This is a genomic window from Stecheria intestinalis (assembly GCF_009696165.1).
GTDB classification, from domain to species: domain Bacteria; phylum Bacillota_I; class Bacilli_A; order Erysipelotrichales; family Erysipelotrichaceae; genus Bulleidia; species Bulleidia intestinalis.
The window spans coordinates 43,101-69,431 of sequence record NZ_VUMN01000015.1 but is presented as its reverse complement, the minus strand read 5'-3'; the positions used below and the strand labels follow the sequence as shown (position 1 = coordinate 69,431).

Below are 26,331 nucleotides of genomic sequence, written 5' to 3'. Positions count from 1 at the left end.
GAAAACAGTCCTGAACGAGCTTGATTCCATGAATCCGGAACATATCTACTTCAGCGATCCGGCAGTCTTTCAGATCTCTTCGGATCATCTCCGCAAGAAGCTGATCTACCGGCCGATGACGCTTGCTGTGAGTAAGGAAGATGTTTCCTTCTGGAACGATACCGGCATCGCCGGCGTTTCGATCTCACCGCTTCTGACCAGAAAAGAAGTTCTCGAGATCGTTTCTTCCTGCCCGCATACGGAACTGACCATCCATGGGAATCTATTGATGTCTGTTTCCAGAAGACTTCTGCTGACGCAATGGAAGAAGTTCTCGGGCTATCAGAATCGTCTTCAGAATACTGAAGGATTATCCATTCAGGAATCCAAGCGGAACGAGAAGATGCCGATCATCGAAACAGAAGCAGGAACATTGATCTATTCGGACTTCGTGCAGGAATCCTTCCTGCATCTGAATGACTTTGCGGATGCCGGAGCAGAACGCTTCTTCCTGAATCCGGTGTTTCCGGAGCCGGAGGCATTGATTGATGCAGATTCTGCATACCGGAAGATTCTCAATGGAGAAGATGCTGCAGCCATTGCAGAAACCTACAGGAAGAACCATCCGGAATTATCATTGAGCGAGGGATACTATGAACAGCCGACCATTCTCTGAACCGGAACTGCTGGCTCCGGCAGGAGACTTAAGAAGAGCAGAGACAGCGATACGCTATGGAGCAGATGCGGTATATCTCGGCGGACAGAAATTCAGCCTGCGCAGCCGGGCATCCAACTTCTCCATCGATGAAATAGCCGAAGCAGTCCGCTATGCGAACCAGTACCATGCCCGCATCCATGTGACGGTGAATGAGATTCCCCATGACAGCGACTTTGATGGTCTGGAAGAATACCTGAAGACCCTGGAAGACATCGGGGTAACTGCGATCATCGCTGCAAGTCCGGCCATCATGAAGCTGGCCAAGCAGACTGCACCGAAACTCGAAGTGCATTGCAGCACGCAGATGTCGGTCACCAATGCCAGCACTGCTCAGTTTCTGAAGGATCAGCTGGATATCGACCGGGTCGTTCTGGCAAGAGAATGCACGTTAGAGGAAGTGCGGGCAATCGTCTCGCATTGTCCGGTGGATACGGAAGCATTCATCCATGGCGGCATGTGCGTGAACTACAGCGGCCGCTGCACCCTCAGCAACCGCATGACCTTAAGAGATGCCAATCGCGGCGGCTGTGCGCAGTCCTGCCGCTGGTCGTATCATCTCTTTCAGAATGACAAGGAACTGACTGATCCGGACCATCTCTATACGATGGGATCGAAGGATCTCTGCGCAGTCAATGAAATTGCAGAACTGATGAAGGCAGGCGTGCGTTCCTTTAAGATCGAAGGACGCATGAAGACGGAATTCTATGTGGCAGGCATTGTCAGTGCTTACCGGCATCTCATGGATGAGCTGATGGCGCACGACTATGTATTGTCTGAGGAACGCATGGCATACCATGCCGATGAGATTCTGAAGGCAGAAAACCGGGAGACGTGTCCGGGCTTCTATGAAGGAATTGATTCTGCCGCAGTGATCATGCATGAAAACTCCGACAAGGATGTCAATCACGGCTTTCTTGGCAGAGTCGTTTCCTATGATGAAAACGCAGGGGTATTAGTGCTGGAAACCAGGAATCCGATTGATCTCGAAGATCGGATTGAAGTGATGGAACCGGGAATGGAGAATCGGACGTTCACGGTGAAGTCCATGCAGAATGAGAATGGCGAATATCTCGAAAAGAGCCGGGTTCCGATGCGTTTGCTGAAGATTCCGGTGCCGTTTGCAGTGAAGATCGATGATCTTCTGAGAAAGGCTTAATGATGATTCTGGAAGGAAAAGTTTCGGTCAAGGCTGCAATGCTTGGCGGACACAGAAAAGTGAACCGGATTCTGATTGATTCCCGCAAGCATGATAAGGACACGCACTTCATCGAGCAGAAGGCAGAAGAGCTTGGTATTGAAACGCTTCGCAAGCCTAGAGAAGAACTCGATGCCATGGCGGAAGGATTCACGCATGGCGGCATCCTGGCAGAAGCAGAAGAGCGGAAGTATCAAAGTCTTTCCGACTGCCTGCACAAAGAGAATCCATTTCTGGTGCTATTAGAAGGCGTGGAAGATCCGTATAATCTCGGCTACGTGATGCGCTCATTATACAGTGCAGGCTGCGATGGGCTGCTGTTAGAGAAGCGTGACTGGTCGAGAAGCGAACAGGTGATCGTGAAAGCAAGTGCCGGAGCTTCGGAATATCTGAATCTTGTCTGCAGCGATGACCCTGCGGGCATGGTTCATGCATGCAGGGAAAATGGTCTGAAGATCTATGCAGCAATGCGGAAAGATGCGGTGTCGTATTTTGAGGCAGACTTCACGATTCCGCTGCTGCTGTGCATCGGCGGGGAGATGAGAGGTCTTTCTTCTTCCGTGCTGAAGGAGGCTGATCAGAACATCTTCATTCCTTATGCGAATGATTTCCGCAATGCGCTGAATGCGGCAGGGGCTTCGGCAGCGCTTTCATTTGAAATCCTGCGCCAGAGACAGTACCGCTGAAACATTCCTGTGCTAGAATGTTCGCGAGAAAGAGGACAGCTATGAGAGAAGCGTATTATTTCCACGAAGATACCGTGATTCTGAATTATTCCAAACAGTATTTCCGCACGCCGCACGAACTGCTCAGTTCGGAGGGGTTCCGCAGTTTTCTCAGTTCTTTCCTTCCGGTTCTGAAGAAGGAGCACTATGATCTGTACTGCTGGCTTGTGGCAAGCAAGCTGACCGAGAAGGATCTTGAAGATGAAATTGTTCTGGTCATGAAGTACCTGATGGTTGTGGACATCAATGAGATTCATGACTACCTGATCACGAACCGCGAGAAGTTCCTTCAGGTCATTGAAGAAGCATATAACTACTGGCGCAAGCTGCAGCGTGTTTCCGTGCTTTACACGCATAACGAAGAAGGCTATCAGATCCAGAACTTCCTGGAAGCAGATTCCCGGATCAATGATCTGTGCCTGAATGTCTATCGTACTGCCGAAGAAAAAGTCCAGGGCGGGAAGAACAAGGTATACCGTCAGCTTCATGCCGGCACTAATGCCTCGCTTCTGCTTCAGTACTACCCGGATCATCTGCCGGAAGAGTATGACAAGCTCAGAAGCATTGCCTTCGTCAATGAGACGATGATCCGCACTCCGCTGATCCTGCATCCGCGTTCCAACAAGCGCACGAATACGTTTACCGAGGTTTCCTACAATCCGATTGAAGACTTCAGGGATCCGGATGCCAAGGATGACTGGATCTGCTATCCGGCAAAGATCGGCGAACTGCTCGTATTTGCGTATTTCCATCGCAATTACATCAGTTCTGCAGTTGCCATGGCAAACCTGTTCGAACTGGCTGCTCCGGAAGAAGCAGCTGTCCGCAAGCCAGACTGCATTGAGCTGTTCGGCGTCGAAGACGGCACGAAAGATACTGTATTCTATCACGATCAGAAGAATGATATCTGGGTCGGAAAGGTCAGCGCTGCTAAGGAGATCGACTACTTCGGATATACGAAGAAGTCTCTCCTGACGCTGCATAACCTCGCCATGATTCAGAGAGGCTGGCTGCCGATCCATGGGGCAATGGTCAATATCTACCTCAAAGACGGAACGAAGAAGGGACTGCTGTTCATGGGCGATTCCGGAGCCGGCAAGTCCGAGACTCTCGAAGCGCTGTCTGCTCTGGCAGATGATCTGATTGATCATCAGGAAACCGTCTTCGATGATATGGGCACCGTGCATATCGATGAGAATGGCGAGATCCGGGCTCAGGGAACCGAGATCGGTGCCTTTGTGAGACTCGATGACCTGGATAAGGGAACTGCCTACAAGGACATGGACCGGTCGATTTTCTTCAATCCGGAGAAACCGAACGCGAGAGTCGTGCTCCCGGCGGCTCCGTATTATGTCGTGACCACGAACCAGAAAGTAGACTGCTTCCTGTATGCCAACAACTATACGGACAAGAGAGGCATGCACCTGTTCTCTTCCGCAGAAGAAGCAGAGCCGGTCTTCCTCGAAGGCAAGCGGTTTGCCTTAGGCACGACTCAGGAGAAGGGACTTTCCACAACCTTCTTTGCCAACCCGTTCGGCCCGATGCAGAAGCAGGAAGAAACGAAGAAGCTGATCGATAAGATCTTCGCGAAACTGTTTGAAAAAGGCATTCCGGTCGGTGAGGTCTATACCTGCCTCGGACTTCCGAATAAAGGTGACCATGGCATTACCAAAGCAGCTCAGGCCCTGATGGACTTTGCGATTCTCGGCAAAACCGGCAGCAAGACTGAGGACTGAATCAATACCTGAATGAATCTCTGTGAGTACAGCTTGCAGAGATTTTTTATATTGTCAGAAAAGCAGCTTCATAAAGGGAAGATATGGAGGAAAAACGAGAAGTGCGGGTCTAGTTCAGATTCAGCAGAAAACCTGTATTGATTTGCAGATTTCTTAGCTGATTTGTGAAATAACCTAAATCAGTTTGCCAATACGTTTGCTAAAATACGTAATAATCTAAAAAAACCACTAATTTGTTTGCTAAATGGTTGATTTATCAAAATTTATTTGCTAAAATCCAAATAAACTAAGAGATTATTGACTGATTGGTAAGCAAAATGTTAGCAAATGAATTAAGAGAATTAGTCAGACAAATTCAGAAACAGAAATCTGAAGAGCAGACTATCGAACTGAAAGCAGCTAATAAAGGTACTCCGCAGAGGCTTTATGATACTTTATCCTCGTTCTCTAATCAGGATCAGGGCGGTATTATCATTTTCGGGATCGATGAAGAACATGATTATTCTCTTGTCGGTGTCTATGACCCGCAGGATCTTCAGAAGAAAGTAACAGAGCAATGCAATCAGATGGAGCCTCCTGTGAGAGCACTGTTCTCGATGGCTGAAATCAGCGGAGTATGGGTCTGCTCTGCAGAAATACCTGCAATTGATCTATCGGAAAGGCCTTGCTATTACAAAGGAGCTGGACGAGTCAGGGGATCCTTTATCCGGGTTGGCGATGCAGATCTTCCGATGACGGAATACGAATTGTATAGTTTTGAAGCCTTCCGGAAACATCTTCATGATGATGTCCGTCCTGTTCCTGATGCCACAATCGAGAGCTTGAATCGTGAAACTCTTGGAAAGTATATTCAGCTCAGAAAGCAGGAAAGACCTGGGTTTTCAAAGCTTCCGGAATCACAGATGCTTGAAATGCTGAATGTTCTGAAGGGAAAAGAGCCGACCCTGGCAGCGGTCATGAATTTCGGTATTTTTCCTCAAGGATTTTTTCCTCAGCTGGGAATTACTGCAATTGTTGTCCCTGGAACTGAAATTGGACAGACTGATGCCCAGAATGCCCGCTTCTTGGATAATCGCCGCATCGAAGGAACAATACCTGAAATGGTGGAAGAGGCACTTCTTTTCTGCCGCAGAAATATGAAGATCCGGACCGTTATCGATGAAAAAACAGGTCTTCGGGCAGATCGCACVGAGTATCCGGTGGATGCGATCAGAGAAGCAATTCTGAATGCACTCATACACCGAGACTACAGCATCTATACGGAGGGAACTCCGGTTCAGATCGACTTCTTTGCAGACCGGCTTGAGATTCATAGCCCTGGTACTTTGTATGGAAGAATGAGTATAGAACAGCTAGGCTATGGAAGGCCAGATCAGAGAAACCCCGCTCTGGCTGTCATGACAGAAAATCTGACCAGCGCAGAAAATCGCTATTCCGGAATTCCGACCATGAGAAGGGCGATGAAGGAATATCATCTGCCTGAACCGAAATTCGAGAACCGAAGAGACGAGTTCGTTGTGACGTTCTTCAATCGGGAAGAGCCTTCTCTGATCAGATCTGCCAATTCAGACAATACAGAAGAAATCAGGAACAGAATCCTGTCGTTCTGCATAACTCCGAGAAGCAGAAAAGAGATTGCAGAATATCTGAAAATCAAAACTGAATTCTATGTGATGTCCAGATATGTGCAGCCTCTTGTGAACTCAGGAGAATTGCAGATGACAATTCCGGATAAGCCGCGGAGCAGATATCAGAAATTTGTTGCGAAATGAAAACATCATTCGCGCTGATCACGTTTTCTGACATTCCTTCCTTCAGAAGAATCCATGCATGCAATCGGAACAGAAGACAGCCGGATCATGGCTGCCTTCTTCATCATTCATGAGATTTTTCAGGATTCCTGAGTTTCTTCCGGAATGAGAATCTTCATTCCCTGAGGCACTACCGAGACCGCAACTTCCTGATGCGATCCGCCATCTTCGCCATCCAGGGTCCAGGCAATTGGGTTTGCTGGCCTGAAGGTCACGCTTCTGGTCTGGAATACTGTTGCAAACGGATTCTTGGAAAATGAAGTTCTGCCGTTGAAATCAGCCATGATGCTGTTATAGTCAATCAGATTATTCGGCGCTTTGATCAGAAGGCATTCAAAGAGACCATCATCCAGCTTCGTATCTTTCAATAGAGGCGTCTCCATGCCGCCGATGCTTGTGGTATTGCATACAGCCCCGAAGATGTAATCGCCTGTCTCAATGATCCCGTCATGCTCAATCTGCATCGTTTCGCGATAGCTCAAGCCGCTCTGCAGGTTGGCAATCGTTTCCAGCACATACGCATTGTAGCCGAAGCGGTTCTTAGACTTCTGGGATGTTTCATAGCTTACATTCGTGAACGCACCGAACGCGGCGATGTAATTGAAGTAGGAATCCCCAAACTTGCCGATATCATATGCATAGACATGACTTCCGGCAGTGCTTTCGGCAATTTCCTGCACCGACAATGCTTTTCCGCCGGTCAGGGTCTTCGAGAAATCATTGGCACTTCCGGCTGGCAGATAGGAAATCGGCACATGAATATCCAGGTGCATCATCGCGTTGATCACATGATTCAGCGTTCCGTCTCCGCCTGCTACCAGGATGCAGTCATAGTGACGTTCTGCTTCCGAGAGAATTTTCTCGGAAGTAAGTCCGGCTGCAGGATCAATCGGATATACCAAAGTCTCGCATCCATGCGAAGCGAGAATCGTCAGTACTTCCGGGAACTGCTGCCGGATAGATCCGGTGCCGGAAGTCAGATTTGCCAGAAAGAGTACACGTTTCTTCACCATATCTGTCTCTATCATAAACGAAGCAATCCTGCTTCGTAATGGACAGACACGGATTTCTGTATCTGCAGTGTGAACTACTCGTCACTGACGTGACAGAGCTTCTGGGAACGCCCGTCTTACTGCCAGAATCGGCATCCAGAGGACAGGCTATTAACCACGGCACCGTTCCGGGCCGTTGTAATGCACATCAGGCTGCGGAGGCAGCCATCAGAATATTCTTTGCCGCATTGATATCTCTGTCATGATGGGCTCCGCAGGCAGGGCATGTCCACTCACGGACTTTCAGCCATCCATAATGGTTATATCCCAGCCGGTTGTTTACTTCACCGCATGCAGAACACGTCTGGCTTGTATATGCAGGATCTGTTTTAATTAACGTTTTGCCATAGAAGGCACACTTGTATTCGAGCATTCCTGCGAATTCAGACCATCCGGCATTGGCAATTGCTCTGGCAAGGTGATGATTGTGCATCATGTCTTTGGTTTTCAGATCTTCGATGACAATCACATCATACTTGCGGACAAGAGCGGTAGTGACCTTGTCCAGATAGTCTTTTCTCTGGTTTGCAATATGTGCATGAATCTTTGCACACATTTTTCTTGCTTTCTGATAGTTCTTAAAGTCTGTCAGTTTTAAAGACGGATCGGCCTTCATAGCCTCTTTTGCTTTCCGAAGACGACGAGCAGCGATCTTCTGCCAGTAATGCAGATGATCATCTTCTGATTTGTCCCACCTGGGCAGGGGGATCTTTGTCCCGTCAGACAGGATGGCAAGATCTTTCAGCCCGACATCGACTCCAACGGACCTGCCTGTTTTAGGAAAATCGGCCTCATTGTATTCGCATAACACGGAGGCGCAGATGCGTCCATCCGGATTCTGATGAACGGTAATGCTTTTTATCTTCCCATGAGGAAGTTTTCCGGAGCGAAAGTAAATAGCTCCGATCTTCGGGATCTGGATATGGTGCGCATCAATAACGTAAATATTGCCGTTCACACACTTGGACGTATAGCTGTCCGTGCATGTCTTTTTTGATTTGAATTTCGGGTATCCTCCCTGTCCGGAGAACAGCTTCTGAAATGCCGCATTCAGATGATCGTTCGCAGATGTCAGGGCAGTTGCGTCAGCTTCTTTCAGCCATGCGTTCTCACGTTTCAGCTGCGTCAGCACATAATTCATGCCGTATGTGCTGACGTATTTCCCGCCGTTGTCATGCCGTTCTTTCTGCATATTGAGCATCTGGTTATAAACAAATCGTACGCAGCCGAACGTTCTGGAAAGCATTTTCGTCTGCTCTTCATTCGGATACAGCTGAAGATTGAATCCCTTCTTAATGATCGTCATACGATTCCTTCTTTCTCTGATCGTCAATGTATTTGGCGACAGCCTGCTCATTCGGTGCCCCGATGCTTTCGACAAAATAGGAAGGTTCCCATAGGTGACGGTCTTCTGCTTTCCAGTAATATTTTTTCAATTCAGGATGCATACGGAAAAGGCGGAATGCAGAAGTGCCTTTGAGACATTTGACAATTGTTGAAACAGAAAGCTTCGGCGGAGCAGAAACCATTAGATGTACATGATCATCCGTTCCGATCTCCAGGTGCGTAATAGTAAATCCTTTCTCTTTCGCAATGTCATGCATCAGCTGCTTGAGGTCAGCTTCTATGTCACCGTTAAGAACTCTGTTTCTGAATTTTGTCCCCCACACAATATGGTAGTTCAGATTATACACAGATGTTCTACCATGTGTAAGCCGTTCATCGTTTCTTTCCATGCATTAATTATATCATATCCGCACTACCATATGTAGGGGTTGAAAGGATGTATTAAGCCAATTCATCTCGGCTCTGAAGAACCGAGTTTCCTTGGCGATCCTACAAAAAACCTGCCGCAGTCACGGCAGGTGCTGAAAGAATCAGTCACTTCTGTTCGGCAGCCGGGAAGGTCACCAGGAACTCACTGCCTTCATTGATGCGGCTGGATACCTGGATCGTGCCATGGGAGATGGAAACCGCATGCTTGACGATTGAAAGGCCAAGCCCGGTTCCGCCGGTTGCTCTGGAATGGCTCTTGTCAACCCGGTAGAACCGTTCGAAGATCCGGTTCAGGCTGTCAGCAGGGATGCCGATGCCGGTATCTCTGACTTTCAGATAGCAGCGATCTGCATCGCAATACGTGGATACGGTTACCGTGCCGTTCTCTTTGTTGTAGCGGATGGCATTGTCCATGAGGTTGTATGCAATCTCATAGATCAGTCTTGCGTTCGCTTTGATCTTTGTTTCTTTCAGATCGGTCTGAATCGTGGCATGATGCTCTTCTGCAGACTTCTGCAGAGATTCCTGAGCTTCTCTGACCAGATCGCTGACATTCACGATTTCTTCTTCTGCTACGGAATTCTCATCCAGCTGTGACAGGCGGATGATGTCATCAATCAAGGTAAGAAGTCTTGCACTCTCAATGCGGATGCGATGGACGAACTGAGCTTCATCTTCCGGCTTCACAAGATGATTTTCCAGAAGTTCTGCGCTGCCCATGATGGACTGCAGAGGCGTCTTGAGCTCATGCGATACATTTGCGGTGAACTCTCGGCGCTGCTGCTCCGCAGCGTATTCTTCTGAGATATCCGAAGCCAGGAAGCTGGCCCCGGTATAAGTACCTTTGCTTGTGATCGGTGCAGCCGCAATGCGGATCGTGCGGTCTTTGACGGTCAGAATGTCTTCGGCCTGTCTGCCTGCATGGACTTCTTCAAGGATTCTGCTGATCTTCTCATCCCGGCAGAGGGTCAGGATATGTTTGCCGTTCACGCTGCTGTCTGCTTCAAACAGACGCAGGGCAGCCGGATTGACCGAGAGGATTTCATCCTGATGATTCAGGACGATCAGTCCTTCGTGAATCGAAGAAGTGACGGTTTCGAATTCTTTCTGCTTCTGATGAAGCTGATTGAGCTGATCGCTGATCTGATCGTTCTGGCAATCAATCCTGGTCAGAAGGGGAGCGATCTCTTCATAGCCCTGATTCTCGAGCGGATGATCAAGATCGAGATGATTGAGCGGTTCAACAATTCTCCTGGACAGCCACTTTGACATGAACCAGGAAAGCACGATTGCACCGATCAGAATCCATAACAGGGTCGTCGTCAGACGCAGGACTATGAGACCGACGGTATCCGTGGTAACAGAAATTCTCAGGATTGTATGATCCGCTAAGAGCACCGCATGATACATCGTCCTCTGGGCCATCGTGGAAGAATAGCGGACGGCTTTGCCTTCGCCATTGATTAATGCCTGCTGGACTTCTTCCCGGTTCAGATGATTTTCCAGCGTGGAAACATCTGCTTGATTATCAAACTGCACCGTTCCATCAGCAGCGATCCAGGTGATGCGGTATTCGTCGCTGGAAGGCAGAGAATTGAGATAGTCCATGCCGGAAGTTTCCACTCCGGCTGCCGCGAGCTGTGCCTGCGAGGTGAGCTGAGTTTCTTCCAGGCTCATGAAATAGCGATTCAGTGCTCCCAGGATCAGAGCCAGGGAAGCTGCCAGAATCACCAGTGTGGAGAAGAAGACTGACTTGAATATCTTTTTCGTCATGAAGAAGATTCCTCCTCCCGGTAGCGGTAGCCCACTCCTCTTACGGTATCAATGCACGAACCGGCATCCTTCAGCTTCTGACGAAGCGTGCGGATATGGACATCGACGGTTCTCGTCTCGCCATCATATTCCAGACCCCAGATCAGATTCAGCAGCTGATCTCTGGTATAGACGATGCCCGGATGCGAAAGCAGCAGCTTCAGCAGCTCATATTCCTTCAAGGTCAGCGAGATTTCCTCATCGTTGACATAGACTTCATGTTTCTGAGGATCGATGCGGATCGGACCATGCGTGACGACCGTGCTCGCCGTTTCCTGCGTGCTGCAGCGGCGCAGCACTGCTCTTGCCCGGGAAACCATTTCCATCATGCCGAATGGCTTGGCCAGATAATCATCTGCCCCGAGATCCAGTCCCCGGATCTTGTCATATTCCGTGCCTTTGGCACTTGCCATGATCACCGGAATCGAGGCAGTGTCCGGATCTGCTTTCAGCTTCTTCAGAATCTGAACCCCATCCTCATCCGGCAGCATCACATCGAGAATCACAAGCTCCGGCTTTTCCTGTTTCAGCGATTCGAAGAACGACTTTCCGTCTTCAAATCCTTCTGCCGCAAAGCCGGTCGATTTCAATGTATAGATTTCAATCTCACGGATACTGCTGTCATCTTCAACAACGGCAATCATTCCTCTCCCTCCTCTGTGGAACCGGTAATGGAATAGATGACCCACTTGGCAATATTCACCGCATGATCGCCGATCTTCTCATAGTATTTGGCAATCATGACCAGATCCACGGCATATGCGCTGTCCTGCGGCATCTGCACGATCATGCGGATGATTTCCTGCTTGGTCTGATTGAACAGATCATCCACGACATCATCGCTGCGGATGACTTTTCTGGCAATGGAAAGATCCTGCTTGACGAAAGCATCAATTGCCTCAGATACCATGGCTCTCGTGGCTTCTGCCATCTTCTGGGTACCCGGAATGCCGATTCTTCCGCCCATGTTCAGAATCTCTTCCGACATATCTCCGGCAATCTCGCAGATGCGGCTCATGTCAGTGATCATCTTCAAGGCAGCACTGACCGTTCTTAAGTCCTGGGCCATCGGGGCCTGCAGCAGCAGATACTTCATGCATAGCTGCTCAATGGCCTTTTCCTTGGAACGGATCTCTCCCTGCAGGGCCATCGCTTCTTTCGCAGATTTGCTGTCACCCTCCATGAGGGCAGTATCCGCCAGGCGGATGGCTTTCTCTGCAAGTCCTCCCATGGAGATCATTTCGGTATTCAGGTCTCTCAGACCCGAGTCTAATCTTGAACGCATGATGCAGTCCTCCCTTTTCTGACGGTCTGCCAGAATATCACGTGCTGAGGAAGCGGTATCACCATTGCTACATTACCATAAATCAGCACTCGCAATCAGCCGAAAAGGCAGTTCTTCCTCTACCCGAATCAGTATGAAAAATGAATGTAAAGTGAATGCGGAGTGAAACGTTAAATCTATGTAAAAAGTGAAGCAGATCGGCAAAGGACAGGCAGAAATCGGAATGTGATCAGGTCTTTGTGCTACACTGATCCATATGGAAAAAATCGAATCCCTGCAGAACGCCAGAATCAAGGAATGGGCAGCCCTGCACGAAAAAAAAGAACGAGACCGGACCGGAAAATTTCTCGTCGAAGGAGAGCACCTCATTGAAGAAGCCATCTCTGCAGGCATTGCTGAGTGTGTGATCAGCGACCTCGAAGAGACGCCATTTCCAGATATCCGGAACCTCTTCGTTACCGATAAAATCATGAAGAAGCTTTCGGCTAATGTGTCCAAAGCTCATCTGATTGCGGTATGCAGAAAGCCTGAACCATCAATCACTTCGTATCATCGACTGCTTCTGTTAGATGGAATCCAGGATCCGGGCAATCTCGGCACATTGATCCGCACGGCCGTATCGTTTTCTTTTGACGGCATCTGCTGCTCGGAAGAGACGTGTGATTTCTATAATGAGAAGACAATCCGCAGCACCCAGGGGGCACTGTTTCATATTCCTCTGATCCGCACGGATCTGAACAAACTGGTTCCTGAACTTCAGAAACAGGGGGTCAAGGTTATTGCGACAGCTCTCGATGCCAGCATTCCGTTCTCTTCGTTAGAAAAGAGTGAGCAGATGGCCTTTATCCTGGGCAATGAAGGACAGGGCGTTTCAAAGAACCTTCAGCAGACTGCAGACGAACGGATCCGCATAGAGATGCATGGCTTTGAATCTCTCAATGTCGCCGTTGCCGGCGGCATCGTGATGTACCGGTTCCGGGCTTAGTAGTATCCGTATCCGCCGAACTCATAGCGGAATTTCTTCTCGGAAGGATCTGCCCGAAGTTCCGTCTCGGTTTCATGATCGATGCGCATCCAGCGATTCTCCGCAGGCAGTCTCATGCGGAAACGATTGATCGCTGCTTCGTCTCCCTGCAGAACCAGTTCGACATCACCGTCTTCCAGGTTTTTCACATATCCGGTCAGACCTAATTCCTGGGCAAGGGCCATGCACGTATAGCGGAAGCCCACTCCCTGGACTCTTCCTTCATAGAGAATCTTCACTCGTTTCATAGCTTCAGAATAGCACGAAAACACGTTTCAGGAGGTATTCCATGACAGCGATTCTGCTGAATCAGACAAACTTCGATCAGGCATGGGCTGCAGAAACCCTGTATGAGCTGATCCGTCCCGGCATGAAGGTCTGCATATTGCCATTAGCCTATGAAGAAGGCTGGGCCAGCGATGCAGAGATCTTCCAGGATCGCTTCTCCGAAGGAAGCGAATACTATGAAGACCTCAGAAGACCATTTNTTTCCTACGGCATCAAGCAGAAAGATATCTATTTTGCGGACTACCACCGCGAAGAACCGGAAGAGCTGGAACATGACATCCGACGGTCGGATATCCTGTGCGTGGTCGGCAATGACCCGGAAGAGTGCATGCTGCGCATGGAAGACCTGGGGCTGATCCGGACCATCCGGAATTATCCGGGACTTCTGATCACAATCTCGGAAGCATCCAAGATTCTTTTAGAAGAGTATTACCGGACGCCGGATGAGGATCATGAGTTCGAATACCGGGATGGACTGGGGCTTCTGTCCGGGTTTGATCTTGATACGCATTACTTTGAAGACGTATTTCATCTCGGCGGAATCATCCGGGCCCTCGAAGAAAAGGGAAGATCAATCGCGATTCTTCCGGACAAGGGAGGCATTCTGCTGGATCATGGCAACATGGAATTATTAGGCAATGCGTTTATTGCCGGACCGGATGATCTCGATGAGATCTATCAGCTTTACCATGAAGTGGAAGAACGATAGGAATTGATTTTCGGTTCGTTTCTGAATATGATTATTTCTGTTCAAAGCGCAGAAGAAGAGACAAGTACTCGCATCGCATCTGTCCAAGAGAGGAATCGGAAAGGCTGAGACGATTCTGACAGGGGTGCAGAGGAATTCACTCTTCCAGTGAGATTAATCGTCTCCGGGACTCTCCGTTACAGAGCAATCAAGGTGCACTTTCTTTTGAGAAAGTGAATCAGGATGGTACCGCGTTCATGACGTTCCTGGATGTTTCAGGAACGTTTTTTATCTGATCAGGAGGAAAGAGATTCATGAGTGAACACATTGAACAGGTTCAGAACGAAGCCCTGGCAGCCGTGCAGTCTGCCGGAACGATGGAAGAACTGAACCAGGTACGGATCGCGTATCTTGGCAAGAAAGGCTCCATTCAGGCATTGATGGCAGAGATGAAGAATCTCCCGAAGGAAGAAAAGCCTGCCTTCGGCCAGAAGGTCAATGCCTGCAAACAGGCAGTCACGGAAGCCCTGGAGAAACGCCAGGAAGCGCTGAAGGAAGCCGCGTTAGGCACACAGCTTGAAAAAGAGAAGATTGATATCACGCTGGCCGGCGATCGGCTGGAGACGGGAACGATTCATCCGCTGATCATGATTCAGCAGGAGATTGAAGACCTCTTCATCGGCATGGGCTACAAGATTGCCGAAGGACCGGAAGTTGAGCAGGACTACTACAACTTCGAGCTTGCCAACATTCCGAAGGACCACCCGGCAAGAGATATGCAGGATACGTTCTACATCGATCCGAATACGCTGCTCCGTACCCATACCACGGCCATGCAGATGAGAGAGCTGGAAAAGGCACATGGCCAGCTTCCGATCAAGCTGATCTGCCCGGGCAAGGTATACCGCAGAGACGATGACGATGCGACGCATTCCCATCAGTTCATGCAGTGCGAGGGTCTGGTCGTCGGCGAGCATATCACGCTGGCCGACCTGAAGGGAACCCTGGAGTTCATGGCCAACCGCATGTTCGGCGAAGGCCGGCAGATCCGTTTCCGTCCTTCCTATTTCCCGTTCACGGAGCCTTCCGTGGAAGTCGATGTCTCCTGCCCGTTCTGCAATGGCAAAGGCTGCAGCGTCTGCAAAGGCAGCGGCTGGATTGAGATTCTCGGGGCCGGCATGGTGCATCCGCATGTGCTGGAGATGAATGGCTTTGATCCGAAGAAGTGCAGCGGCTTTGCCTTCGGAGTCGGCCTGGAGCGGGTTGCGATGCTGAAGTACGGCATTGATGATATCCGCAGCTTCTACACGAATGATCTGAGATTCCTGAAGACATTCGACCGGTTTGACTGAGGAGGAAAAGACGATGAGATTAAGTTATAAATGGCTCAGTGAATATGTGGACCTTGCCGGCATCAGCCCCGAAGAGCTTGCTCAGAAGATGACGACGGCAGGCTTGGAAGTCGAAGGCATCGAACCGATGGCTTCCGGGACGAACCTGGTCATCGGCGAAGTCCTTTCATGCAACGACATTCCCGATACGCATCTTCATGATACGGTTGTCCGCATTCACGAGAACCCGGAAGAAACCGTTAAGATTGTCTGCGGAGCACCGAACTGCAGAGCAGGCCTCAAAGTCATCACTGCATTGCCGGGGGCAAAGCTTCCGGGCGGAACAATTCTTGCAAAGCCGGTTCATGGCCATGAAAGCAATGGCATGCTGTGTGCACTGTTTGAACTTGGCGTCGATAAGAAATTTCTGAGTGAAGCACAGATCGCCGGCATTGAAGAACTGCCGGCAGATGCACCGGTCGGCGAAACCGAGGTGCTCAAGTATCTTGGCTATGATGATACGATCCTCGATGTGTCGCTGACCCCGAACCGGGCCGATTGCGCGGCCATGTGGAATATGGCAAAGGAAGTCGGTGCGATTCTCCATCGTCCGGTCACCTGGCCGGATTACAGCGGCAAGGACGAAGCCGGAGAAAAGGGAACCTTCTCTGTCACGCTGAAGACGTCGAAGTGCACGAGCTACTGGGGCAAGGTAGTGAATCATGTCAAAGTCGGCCCTTCTCCGAAGTGGATGGTGAACTATCTCCATGCGGCTGGCATGAACAGCATCAACAATGTCGTCGATATCTCGAACTTTGTCATGCTGGAGACCGGTCAGCCTCTGCATTACTATGATCTTTCCAAGCTTCCGCACCATGAGATTACCGTTGTCGATGATGTGGAAACCAAGCTCACTGCTCTTGATGGGGCTGAGTTTGAAATTCAGAAAGGCGATATCCTGATCACGACCGGAGGCGAGCCGACTGGCGTTGCCGGCATCATGGGCGGCGAAGAATCCATGATCGATGAGAATACCAAAGCAATTCTCATTGAAGCAGCCCATTTCGATCATGCGCAGATCCGCCGTACTTCGATCCGTCTGAATCTGATCACGGAAGCAGCTTCACGGTTCACGAAGGGACTGGAGCCTTGTTCCATTGAAAAGGGCATTGCCCGGTCCGTGGAACTGCTGCAGAAATATGCGGATGCGTCCGGCTTTGAAGAAACCGTCAAAGCAGGAAATGAAGTCTATCAGCCGCTGGCGGTTTCAGAAACCCTCAGCCACTGCAATGGCCTGCTTGGAACCGACTTCACGATGGAGCAGGTAGCAGATGTTCTGAAGAGCCTTGATTTCAGACCGGAAATCGATGGCGATACCATCCTCTCGCATATTCCTTCTTATCGTACCGATATTGAAGGACAGGCAGACATCGATGAAGAGGTGATTCGTCTCATCGGTTTTGACAGCCTCGGATCTACACTTCCGCAGATGCAGGCAACTGTAGGAAGACTCTCTCCGGTCCAGGCTCTGCGCAGAAATACGAGAGAAATTCTCACGGCACTGAATCTTCATGAAGTCGTGACCTATACGCTGGTCGGCGAAGACTATATTCAGAATGCCTACCAGCCGGCCGGAGAAGCAATTGCCTTATCCATGCCGATGTCTGAGGCAAGGAAATATATCCGTACTTCTCTGATCAACTCCATGCTGGAATGCGGGCAGTACAATGAAGCACATTCCAATACGGATCTTGCATTCTTCGAGCTTTCCAAAGTTTATGGAAAAGGCGGCAAGGAAGAAGAACGTCTGGCAATTTTCCTTGATGGCAATCTCCATTCTGATCCGCTTCATCAGCATACGGTTTCCGGCGACTTCTATGCCATGAAGGGAATCTTGACTGAATGGCTGAAAAAGTGCGGTTTCCAGGTACCAAGAGTATCCATCCGGGAGAACAAGACCGATCTTGTTCACTTCCATCCGTACCGTTCGGCAGAACTCTGGCTGGATCATTCGTTCCTCGGCGTATTCGGAGAAGTGCATCCGACCTACGCTGCAAAGTATGATCTGAAGCGGGTGGTCTATGCAGAACTCAACCTCGGACCGGTTCTGAATGGCAAAGCCGGAAGAATCCGCTATACGGCTCCGGATCGCTATCCGTCTGTATCCAGAGATATCGCTCTGGTTGTCGATCGCAGTGTACCGGCAGAAGAACTTCTGGAAGTCGTAAGAAAAGCCGGCAAGAAGATCGTACGTTCAGCAGAGATCTTCGATGTCTATGAAGGCGAACATGTGGAAGCAGGCAAGAAGTCTGTCGCTCTGCATATCGTCTATCAGGCATCGGATCATACATTGAAAGAAGAAGAGATCACTGCTGCTCACCAGGCAATCCTGGACAGCCTCAGCAGCAAGCTTTCAGCACAGTTAAGAGCCTGAGCTCAGAAAGGAACAGGGAAAGGACCTGTTCCTTTCTTTGGTGTGCTTTCTTTACAATTCCCGGATATGATTCTCTCTGGAGGATGAGAAACCGATGAGATACTATCTTTCTGCAATTCTTGCTATTCTGTTCTGGAGTTCTTCTTTCATTGCTACCAAGATTGCCTATCAGTCGGTTTCTCCGCTTTTGCTCTGTATGATCCGCTTTGCAATCGCATCCATTCTGATGGGGGCAATCTGCCTTCTGAAAGGAAACCGTCAGAAAATCGAAAAACAGGATCTGAAACCCGTGCTTCTCTCTGCAATTCTCGGCATCAGTGTCTATTATGCTTTGGAGAATATTGCACTTCAGAAGACATCTGCTTCCGATACTTCTCTGATTGAAGCGGCTTTTCCGGCTCTTACTGCCTTGGTCGGTCTGACGGTATATCGGGAAAGACCCTCAAAAAGGATGCTGGCAGGAATTCTCATTTCCATTGCCGGAATTGCTGTGCTCACGGAATATGATCCATCCGAATCTTCTTCTCTCTTCGGAAACCTGCTTCTTCTGGCTGATGGCTTTCTCTGGGGCTTTTACAACTACGAAACCAAGTCGATCTCCGGAAAGTATGATTCTTTTACCATGACGTTTTATCAGACCGTGATCGGAACGATCTTCTTCCTGCCGATGATGGTATTAGAAAAACCGATGCTTACCAGTATTACGCCATCCGTGTGCCTTGCCATTCTGTATCTCAGTGCTGCTTGTTCGGTGGCAGCATTGCTTCTGTATAATTATGGTCTGAAGGGAATCCCCGCTGCTAATGCTGCAATTATCATGAATCTGATGCCGATCTTCGGCGTTTTCTTCTCCTGGCTGATTCTGCAGGAAACTATCAGCCTTCGCCAGGTGTTCGGGGGCATCATCATTCTGATCGGGGTATCCGTATCGACGACGAGACAGCCGGCGTAAAAAAGCACCAGAGAGTGGTGCTTCGCTTCTCGGCTATCTGATTTTCTTCCGGAACACTGCCAGCACGGCAATGAAGGCCAGTGACAGGATTCTGCTGAAGGTCTGTACGCCAGTATGTTCATAGACACAGATATAATTACCAGCTTCTTCAGCATAGAAGGAGACGATGGATTGACTGCTGGGGAAGGTCGTGACTTTCTGTTTCGTTCCATCTGAACTGATGTGATAAACCTGGTAGCCTTTATACCAGGTAAGCGGAAGCAGATAAGTTTTTCCGGTTTGCGATTCCTCAATGGAGAAAGACAGAGCAGTTCCGTCCTTGGTATAAGCAATATCCGTATCCGTTCCATCATTGTTCTTGATAGCAGTGGAATAGCCTCGGAAGTCCGGGCTGTTCAGAGGAAGATAATCCCCTCCGGCAAGTTCTACCCGCATATAGGTTGCAGAATAATAGGGGTCTGTCAGTCTGCCTTCAGTGATATCCGAATAGGTGCTGGAGCTGGTGATTCCGAATGTCCGGTTCATGGCTGGTGCCAGATGCCAGACTCCTTCTGCAGTCACCGCAGCACAGAGCACAACTGGCAACCATGATTTCTTTGCCAGGTGAGAAATTCCTGCAGCTGCGGGGACAGTCAGCAGAACCATTGCCAGTCCCTCTAAGCGCCATGGAAACTGCAGGATCCTGAGGGCTGCTAAGCTGCCCCATGGGATCCAGTCTCCTGGCAGCAGCATCATCACATAGCCCAGAATCAGGCAGCTCTTGATAAAGCACTGCTGTTTTTGTTCCTCGCTTGGAACAAGGAACCAGGTCAGCGGTGCAAAGGTCAGGAAGCAACCGATATTCAGCAGCATCTGCCGGTCTTTTTCCAGATTATTTGAGCCATATCCGAAAATGGTTTGATTGGCAAAGAATTTCCATAACGGCATTGCCCCGGAAGAAAGATCCGAAGAAGCCCCGTAATAGTTCAGGATAAAGGTATTGCTGGAGAGCTGTTCGATCATCGGCAGCGTGAACCAGGCTGTGACAAGAAATGCGATCAATACTGCCTTGCAGAGAGAAATGAACTGATCTTTGCTGATCCGGTTCAGATCGATGCAGAAGAAGACAAGGAACAGGACAACCCCGAATAGAAAGGACAGATTATGACAGCACAGAAGCCCTGTCAGACCAATCGTGACCAGGGGCCAGTGATCTGCCTTCTTCTGGTCCAGAACTTCATAGAGACCTGACAGAAGCACCGGATAGAACACAAATGCCATCGTCTCTCCGACTGCACTGCGCACATAGACATCCGTAATGCGGTAGTTTGCAAAGAGATATGCTGCAGAGATCAGAATTGCTATCCCCGCTTTTCCAGAGGTGCGGTCAATGAGACAGCACATGGCATAAGCAGAAAAGAATGTGGCTGAAAAGATCACGAACTTATAGCAGAAGGCAAGAGAACAGCCGGCGCTGTAGAGCAATGCCGGAATGATCATGAAGAGATCGTTGTAGAACATCGGGCTGGCATAGCCGAAGCCATGATTCTTGTACGGGTAGATACAAGGAAACCAATCGCCGGCCGCGATGCGTTCTGCCATCCCGGTGATCCGGGAAAGATGGAAGAATGTATCATGCTCGATGCCCACGAAGTCTTTCAGCAGATACGGATAGCAGAATACAAGACTCAGAATCAGGGCGGCGAGAAGGTATCTCCCATAATGCGAGAAATAGCGTTTCATATTATCCGAAATACCAGCTCGGGAACCACTCCAGGAACTTGATATAAGCAGTCGTGGTGCAGAATCCTGCTGTAGCCGGAAGGAACATCACAAAGAGCACTGCCACTGCAATCAAGAAGATGCGGGCCCAGAGGTTCAGAGACGAATTGTTCTTCTTCCAGATCCGTTCAATGCAGTAGGCAATTGCAAGAATCATGAAGAAACTGGTCGGATAGAAGTGATATGCAAAGACACAGCGCTTGACCAGGGTAACCCATGGCAGGAATGCCGAGAGATATCCAGCGGCGATGATCCATGCATTCCGGTCTCTGTCTTTGAGAGCTCGCTTGATGACATAGAGGATAGCAGGGAAGCCAGCCCACGTCAGCAATGGATTCGAGAAGCAGGAAATAGAGTGATACATGCCTTCGGCATCCATTCTTCCGAAATACCAGATCGGCCGGATATCAAACAGCCACTGGTACCAGGTGCTCTGGTATGGATGTGTTGCCTTGAGATTGATGTGGTAGTGATACATATACTCGCACTGGCTCCAGACATTGGAAATGGACCAGCCATCTCTCCATACCTTGCACGGAAGATAGGAAACCCAGTAGATCACGATCGGAATGCCGATGAAGAATAAGAAGCACCAGGCAATCGTCTTCCAGAAATATGCCTTGCCATTGCCAGCCATCTTCTGAAGCAGCTCAAGTTCTTCAGCACTGTATTTCGAGGCGTCTCCAGCCAGAGCTTTCACAGCACAATGAGATTCATGAACTCTGACTCCCAGAGTCATAAACAGCAGCACTGCAAGACCGATGGCACTGTAGCAGGCAGTCCATTTCGTAGCGATGCCGATGCCCATTGCGATCCCGCACTTCAGCAGCGTTTTCAGAGAATCTTTCAGGGACGAATCATAGTAATTCGTATAGCAGTAATCGATCATGAACCGGTACATGAGCAGAATCCAGAACACGCTGAACGGTTCCAGCGTTGCAATTCTGGACGTCGCCAGGTGCATGAAGTCGCACGCCAGCATCAATGCTCCCGCACCAGCCACCTTCTCCTTCTGAAACAGCCGCTTCAGAATGCCGTAGAATAACGGAATCAGGAAGATTCCGAACAGGACACCCGGAATTCTCCAGGCTAATGGATTCATGCCGAAAAGCTTGATGCTCAGGGCAATGAGACACGTACCGAGCAATGGATGAACGGTCGCATACATGTATTCGCCATTTGCGATCTCCCAGGCATTGCGCGGATGGTAGACTTCATCAAAATAGCTTTCATTCAGATAGATCGGATCCAGAGCAAGCTTATCCTGTTCATCAATGAGCAGGGTAGCAGGATATTCCATCGTGCCGCCCTCATCTTCCTTCACAGCCACCGGAAGAAACTTCTTCTCCACGGCTGCCTTGAAACCGATCTCGGTCAGCGTGTCGTTCTTATTGACGGAAGTGATCCGGATATAGCGGTAATTCCAGTCTCCGGTGACCAGCTTGTACTGATAGATGCTGCCATCGCTGAGTGTGGTGAGTTCCTGCCAGTTTTCTCCATCTTCGGAGCCGGAGATCTGCAGATCATGGAAACCGAGCTGATACGTATCCAGGTTGCTGTTATTGTCGCCCTCACCATAGATTGCATAGATCGTATCGAAATGCGTGTCTTCCGTCAGCTCCAGCACCACGCTCTGCGGAGTCGTGCTCGGCTGCCAGGTCGTGCTCGGAAACTTCGTGCTGCCAAGCTGCCAGAACGAAACAATCGCATAGCAGACGGTCAGGACACTGACGTACCACCAGTCCTTCTTCGTCCACTTTGAAGTTTTTCTCGTGCCATGAAACCAGGGAAGGTGTTCCTGCTTCTTTTCCTGCTTCTGATCTTCTTTCCATCTGATCGGTGCAAATCGGAACACCAGCCATAAAACGAGCACTGCACATAGACAGCACAGCACCATCGGAAGCAGTTCCGCATCCTGAAATAATCTGAGACTTAAACTGCGCATAAAAACCTCTTTTCAACCAGAAAATTATACTATTTCCATCTGAAAACATTATGCCCAAAAAGACTTCCCTGTTTTCAATAGCGAATGTTATGAATCATAACAAAAATAAGATTTTAGGTTCCGGTATTCCTGCCTGTTCTGAAATATGATACGTTATATAAGCGAAGATTAAGGCAAAATATATAGTTATTGTTACAGAAAATAACATTCAGGAGGACTATGAAGAAATTATCACAGAAAAGACTTGCTGATACGATTCTGAACGGCAGAAAGCAGAAGGGGCTGACGCAGCAGAAGCTTGCCGAACTGACCGGCATCAACCGCACGATGCTCAGCCATATGGAAACCGAAGAATATATGCCTTCCATTCCTCAGCTGGAAGCCCTGGCTTCCGTCCTGGAATTCGATCCGGGTGATCTATTTGAAGAAGCTTCTTCTGCTCAGAGCACAAGGCCGGATCCATCTCTCAGGATTGCAGTAGCCGGTACCGGCTATGTCGGTCTTTCCATTGCCGTATTGCTCAGTCAGCATCATAAAGTCACCGCAGTGGATATCGTGCAAGAGAAAGTGGATCAGATCAATCAGAGAATTTCCCCGATCCAGGATGAATACATCGAGAAGTATCTGAAAGAGAAGACGCTGTTTCTGACTGCAACCATGGATGGAAAAAGCGCCTATGCAGATGCCGACTTCGTGGTAGTTGCTGCACCGACCAACTATGACTCCAGCAAGAACTACTTTGATACCTCTGCCGTGGAACAGGTGATTGATCTGGTCCTTTCGGTAAACAGAAAAGCGATCATCGTCATCAAGAGCACGATTCCGGTCGGATATACGAAGTCTCTGCAGCAGAAATATCCTGGAGCGCATATCCTCTTTAGCCCGGAGTTTCTGAGAGAATCCAAGGCATTGTTTGATAACCTCTATCCATCCAGAATTATTGTCGGTACCGATATGGATCATCCAGAACTGGTAAAGGCTGCTCATACCTTTGCAGAACTGCTTCAGGAAGGGGCAATCAGGGAGAATATTCCGACTTTGTTCATGGGTACGACCGAAGCAGAGGCAGTCAAGCTATTTGCCAATACGTATCTTGCATTGAGAGTCAGCTACTTCAATGAACTGGATACGTATGCCGAGACCAAAGGCCTTGATACGAAATCGATCATTGACGGGGTCTGCCTGGATCCCCGCATCGGAACACATTATAACAATCCATCATTCGGCTATGGCGGCTACTGCCTGCCGAAGGATACGAAGCAGCTATTGGCAAATTACAATGACGTTCCGGAAAACCTGATCCAGGCAATCGTGGAATCCAACCGGACCAGAAAAGACTTTATTGCTGACCGTGTTCTTCAGAAGGCTGGGTATTATTCCTACGGGGAAGATAACAGCTATTGCAAAGACCAGGAAAAGCAGGTGACGATCGGTGTCTTTCGGCTGACCATGAAATCCAACAGCGATAATTTCCGCCAGTCTTCAATCCAGGGAGTCATGAAGCGCATCAAAGCCAAAGGCGCCTCTGTGATCATCTATGAGCCGACGCTGGAAGATGGAACCACTTTCTTCGGCAGCAAGGTAGTCAACAATCTGAAGTCTTTCAAGGATCAGTCTGCCTGCATCCTGGCGAACCGCTATGACAGCTGCCTGGATGACGTGAAAGACAAGGTCTATACCAGAGACCTCTTCCGAAGAGACTGAATGATTCTCGTCAGATCCGGAACTATGCATTCTGCATGTTCCGGTTTTTCTGATGCAAAGAGAATTTCCGGAAACCTTGGAACATCGAGAAGCAGATATATCTGTTTCTCGATGCCTCTTAATAGTTTCTTCATGAAGTCAGCCATATCCGTGCCAGGGTTATGATCCGGACTTGGCCAGCTATGGTGCTTACTGCATTTTCTTTGTTTCTTCTCCTCATTGCGAATGGCAGTATCAAATTCCTATGGATTCCGTGTCAGAAGGTACAGCAGTTTTCAGGAATTCCTCAGCTCATACGGAGCAGTTTTAGTTGGGGATTTATGGTACGTAATCACATTGGATGCAGATGATTTTAATGACTTAATCATCTGCATGCATGTGGATAACGCGCCTGAAATGGTGTAAACCTCACTATTTTGTTAAGAAAATGAGAAAGAAGCTGGTTTGATACAGGAAAAAATCTTATGCTTTACGATAAGATCAGATATCAGCTTATGACACGAAAAAATCCTGGCCACGCCATAGAAAAAAAGCCATCGGAATCATCCGAAAGCTTGCAGTGAACATTTAATTCTTATAGCCGTTTGTCCCAAGAACAATGCGGACATAATCACGGCATGAATCGACAATTGCATCGATGATCACAGTTTGCTCTTCATCATTCACCTTATAAAACACAAGATTCTTTTTCAGAACAAGAACTTTATATCCCTGCCGTTTTAATACTGGATACTTTGGATCAGCACCCATGCGGGGAAAAGCTGAAAGATTGTTGAGGGATTCTTCAATCGAGTCCAATATTTCCAAAGCGTTTGCCGTTCCGAAATTGTCAGCAATCCTAAGGATGATTTCTCTCAGCTGCTCATCAAATGTATCAGTTCTTGTCAGCTGATACATGATTATTCACCTTTTAGTTCCTTCCGAAGAGAATCAAAGGATTCTTTCAAAGGTGCAGTTCTTCCTTCACGAACATCTTCTTCGGCTTCACCAAGCATTTCCAGAAGCTCAAGCCTGGCTTTCATAAGCTGATAATCTTCATAGCCAAGACTGACTGTATCGCCTCTTCCGTTTACTGTAATAATGACGGCTTTGCCATCCTCCCGGCATTCCTTTGACACTTCACTGTAATGATTTCTCAAGTCCGCAGATGGCCTGATAGATTCAGAAAAAATCATAGGCAGCCTCCTTATAGTCAAATTCTATCGTTTTATGACTATTCTTACAAGTCTTCCTGATAGAAAAAGGGTAGAAATCAGGGCATTCTTAACGTAGCAGGATAAGGAGTTTTGCAATACAAAATCCGGTGCTTCGGAATTGCCCAATGGGCAATTCGATGATAACAAAAGGGGTTTCTGCGTATTACAACTGTGTTATATCCTTCACTTTTTCCAGATGATGCCCTTGAGAAAGATTGTGCGCATTCCACAAGGAGTTTTCTCAAAAAAGTGTTTCCCTGCTTTGTTATTCCCGTTTGGTTCTGATCCCCGCTGCTGCTGAGTTCTCCTGCAACCAGACCCAAAAACGCTGCAAAGTTCTTTGCTTTAACGAATCTGGTGAAATCTCCGATTTCTACAATCACAGCCAGTGCAGTCAGCACTTTCACTGACTTAAAGCAGATAAGCTTGTGAACTGCTTCCCGGTATTTATCCGATTCAGCGATTTCTTCAAAGCGCTTGTTCATCTGTTCAATGCGATCAGAAACTGTTTCATATGACAGCAGGTAAGAATTCAGCGTTTCCTTGTTAATTCCCTCCAGAGGAAGCTCCTTAAGCCATTTCATGTGCTTCTTTGTCCAGTAATTCTTACCATCCGTAAATTTATATCCGTGCCTGGTAGTAAAGGCACAGATCTGCTGTTTGATCACTTTGAGCTGCTTCTTGTGATCCTGCTGCATACGGATGAAATCACGTACTGATTCATCTTCTTCATCAGGGGTATAGACTTCACTGTATTCATGATTCTTCAGTGACCTGGCAATCGCTTCGGCATCCCGCTTGTCAGTCTTCTTCCTGCAGCGCATGTTGATTTCTGTTCCGGTAATAGAAGCAGGGGCAAGGATCTTTGTGGTCAGACCATTACTTTCAAGATCGCGCTTCAGTTTAAACCTAAGGCAGC

Annotated in this window: 22 protein-coding genes; 10 read left to right on the top strand and 12 right to left on the bottom strand. The window is 48.7% G+C overall.

The genetic code is table 11. The features are described from left to right. From FYJ51_RS07540 to FYJ51_RS07520, 5 genes are all read left to right on the top strand, one after another. Positions 1-655 (top strand): U32 family peptidase (locus tag FYJ51_RS07540; RefSeq protein WP_154504639.1); only part of this gene is annotated, 655 nt, incomplete at its 5' end. Next, positions 633-1,853: a peptidase U32 family protein gene (locus tag FYJ51_RS07535; protein ID WP_154504637.1), complete on the top strand. Its 1,221-nt coding sequence runs from the start codon at positions 633-635 to the stop codon at positions 1,851-1,853. The genes FYJ51_RS07540 and FYJ51_RS07535, both read left to right, overlap by 23 nt. Then, entirely contained in the window at positions 1,853-2,578 is a 726-nt protein-coding gene (locus tag FYJ51_RS07530; protein ID WP_235897251.1) for a TrmH family RNA methyltransferase, read from the top strand. Before FYJ51_RS07535 ends, FYJ51_RS07530 begins: the two co-directional genes overlap by 1 nt. A 41-nt stretch (positions 2,579-2,619) precedes the next feature. After that, entirely contained in the window at positions 2,620-4,353 is a 1,734-nt protein-coding gene (locus tag FYJ51_RS07525; RefSeq protein WP_105303369.1) for a phosphoenolpyruvate carboxykinase (ATP), read from the top strand. A 317-nt stretch (positions 4,354-4,670) separates the two neighbouring features. After that, the gene (locus tag FYJ51_RS07520; protein ID WP_154504635.1) at positions 4,671-6,125 is read left to right on the top strand and encodes an ATP-binding protein; all 1,455 of its coding nucleotides are present in this window, start codon (positions 4,671-4,673) and stop codon (positions 6,123-6,125) included. A gap of 119 nt (positions 6,126-6,244) precedes the next feature. On the opposite strand, the gene FYJ51_RS07515 is transcribed toward FYJ51_RS07520, so the two are convergent. The 6 genes from FYJ51_RS07515 to phoU all read right to left on the bottom strand — a co-directional run bounded on the left by FYJ51_RS07515 (position 6,245) and on the right by phoU (position 12,089). After that, positions 6,245-7,192, bottom strand: coding sequence for a diacylglycerol/lipid kinase family protein (locus tag FYJ51_RS07515; RefSeq protein ID WP_154504633.1), 948 nt, complete (start codon positions 7,190-7,192; stop codon positions 6,245-6,247). 172 nt (positions 7,193-7,364) lie between these two features. Further along, positions 7,365-8,522 carry an RNA-guided endonuclease TnpB family protein gene (locus FYJ51_RS07510; RefSeq protein ID WP_154504631.1) on the bottom strand — a complete coding sequence of 386 codons (1,158 nt, stop codon included), beginning with the start codon at positions 8,520-8,522 and terminating at the stop codon, positions 7,365-7,367. Then, entirely contained in the window at positions 8,509-8,952 is a 444-nt protein-coding gene (gene tnpA, locus FYJ51_RS07505) for an IS200/IS605 family transposase (protein ID WP_154504629.1), read from the bottom strand. Before tnpA ends, FYJ51_RS07510 begins: the two co-directional genes overlap by 14 nt. A gap of 145 nt (positions 8,953-9,097) precedes the next feature. Beyond that, positions 9,098-10,765: a sensor histidine kinase gene (locus FYJ51_RS07500; RefSeq protein WP_154504627.1), complete on the bottom strand. Its 1,668-nt coding sequence runs from the start codon at positions 10,763-10,765 to the stop codon at positions 9,098-9,100. Beyond that, complete coding sequence (locus FYJ51_RS07495; RefSeq protein ID WP_154504625.1) at positions 10,762-11,448, bottom strand: winged helix-turn-helix domain-containing protein; 687 nt, start codon at positions 11,446-11,448, stop codon at positions 10,762-10,764. Before FYJ51_RS07495 ends, FYJ51_RS07500 begins: the two co-directional genes overlap by 4 nt. Continuing rightward, the gene (gene phoU / locus FYJ51_RS07490) at positions 11,445-12,089 is read right to left on the bottom strand and encodes a phosphate signaling complex protein PhoU (protein ID WP_154504624.1); all 645 of its coding nucleotides are present in this window, start codon (positions 12,087-12,089) and stop codon (positions 11,445-11,447) included. Before phoU ends, FYJ51_RS07495 begins: the two co-directional genes overlap by 4 nt. 256 nt (positions 12,090-12,345) lie before the next feature. On the opposite strand from phoU, the gene FYJ51_RS07485 reads away from it, so the two are divergent. After that, positions 12,346-13,074, top strand: coding sequence for a TrmH family RNA methyltransferase (locus FYJ51_RS07485; protein WP_154504622.1), 729 nt, complete (start codon positions 12,346-12,348; stop codon positions 13,072-13,074). Here FYJ51_RS07485 and FYJ51_RS07480 read toward each other — a convergent pair. Next, complete coding sequence (locus tag FYJ51_RS07480; RefSeq protein WP_154504620.1) at positions 13,071-13,361, bottom strand: acylphosphatase; 291 nt, start codon at positions 13,359-13,361, stop codon at positions 13,071-13,073. The genes FYJ51_RS07485 and FYJ51_RS07480 overlap by 4 nt on opposite strands. A 1,042-nt stretch (positions 13,362-14,403) precedes the next feature. Here FYJ51_RS07480 and pheS point away from each other — a divergent pair. From pheS to FYJ51_RS07460, 3 genes are all read left to right on the top strand, one after another. After that, entirely contained in the window at positions 14,404-15,441 is a 1,038-nt protein-coding gene (gene pheS, locus FYJ51_RS07470) for a phenylalanine--tRNA ligase subunit alpha (RefSeq protein WP_105303379.1), read from the top strand. Between the two features lie 13 nt (positions 15,442-15,454). Continuing rightward, complete coding sequence (gene pheT / locus FYJ51_RS07465) at positions 15,455-17,854, top strand: phenylalanine--tRNA ligase subunit beta (protein ID WP_154504616.1); 2,400 nt, start codon at positions 15,455-15,457, stop codon at positions 17,852-17,854. Positions 17,855-17,948: 94 nt separating this feature from the next. Next, entirely contained in the window at positions 17,949-18,806 is an 858-nt protein-coding gene (locus FYJ51_RS07460; protein ID WP_154504614.1) for a DMT family transporter, read from the top strand. A 33-nt stretch (positions 18,807-18,839) separates the two neighbouring features. Here the strand turns inward: FYJ51_RS07460 and FYJ51_RS07455 are convergent, their stop codons facing one another. Next, entirely contained in the window at positions 18,840-20,528 is a 1,689-nt protein-coding gene (locus FYJ51_RS07455; RefSeq protein WP_154504612.1) for a glycosyltransferase family protein, read from the bottom strand. Between the two features lies 1 nt (position 20,529). Next, positions 20,530-22,512 (bottom strand): glycosyltransferase family 39 protein, encoded by a 1,983-nt coding sequence (locus FYJ51_RS07450; protein ID WP_154504610.1) that lies wholly within the window; start codon positions 22,510-22,512, stop codon positions 20,530-20,532. A gap of 219 nt (positions 22,513-22,731) precedes the next feature. Here FYJ51_RS07450 and FYJ51_RS07445 point away from each other — a divergent pair, with 219 nt between their 5' ends. Further along, positions 22,732-24,216: a nucleotide sugar dehydrogenase gene (locus FYJ51_RS07445; protein WP_154504608.1), complete on the top strand. Its 1,485-nt coding sequence runs from the start codon at positions 22,732-22,734 to the stop codon at positions 24,214-24,216. A 567-nt stretch (positions 24,217-24,783) separates the two neighbouring features. On the opposite strand, the gene FYJ51_RS07440 is transcribed toward FYJ51_RS07445, so the two are convergent. From FYJ51_RS07440 to FYJ51_RS07430, 3 genes are all read right to left on the bottom strand, one after another. Next, positions 24,784-25,113: a type II toxin-antitoxin system RelE/ParE family toxin gene (locus FYJ51_RS07440; protein ID WP_154504606.1), complete on the bottom strand. Its 330-nt coding sequence runs from the start codon at positions 25,111-25,113 to the stop codon at positions 24,784-24,786. A 2-nt stretch (positions 25,114-25,115) separates the two neighbouring features. Next, complete coding sequence (locus FYJ51_RS07435; RefSeq protein WP_105303386.1) at positions 25,116-25,391, bottom strand: type II toxin-antitoxin system Phd/YefM family antitoxin; 276 nt, start codon at positions 25,389-25,391, stop codon at positions 25,116-25,118. A gap of 77 nt (positions 25,392-25,468) precedes the next feature. Next, entirely contained in the window at positions 25,469-26,314 is an 846-nt protein-coding gene (locus FYJ51_RS07430; protein ID WP_154504604.1) for a transposase, read from the bottom strand. Between the last annotated feature and the right edge of the window lie 17 nt (positions 26,315-26,331).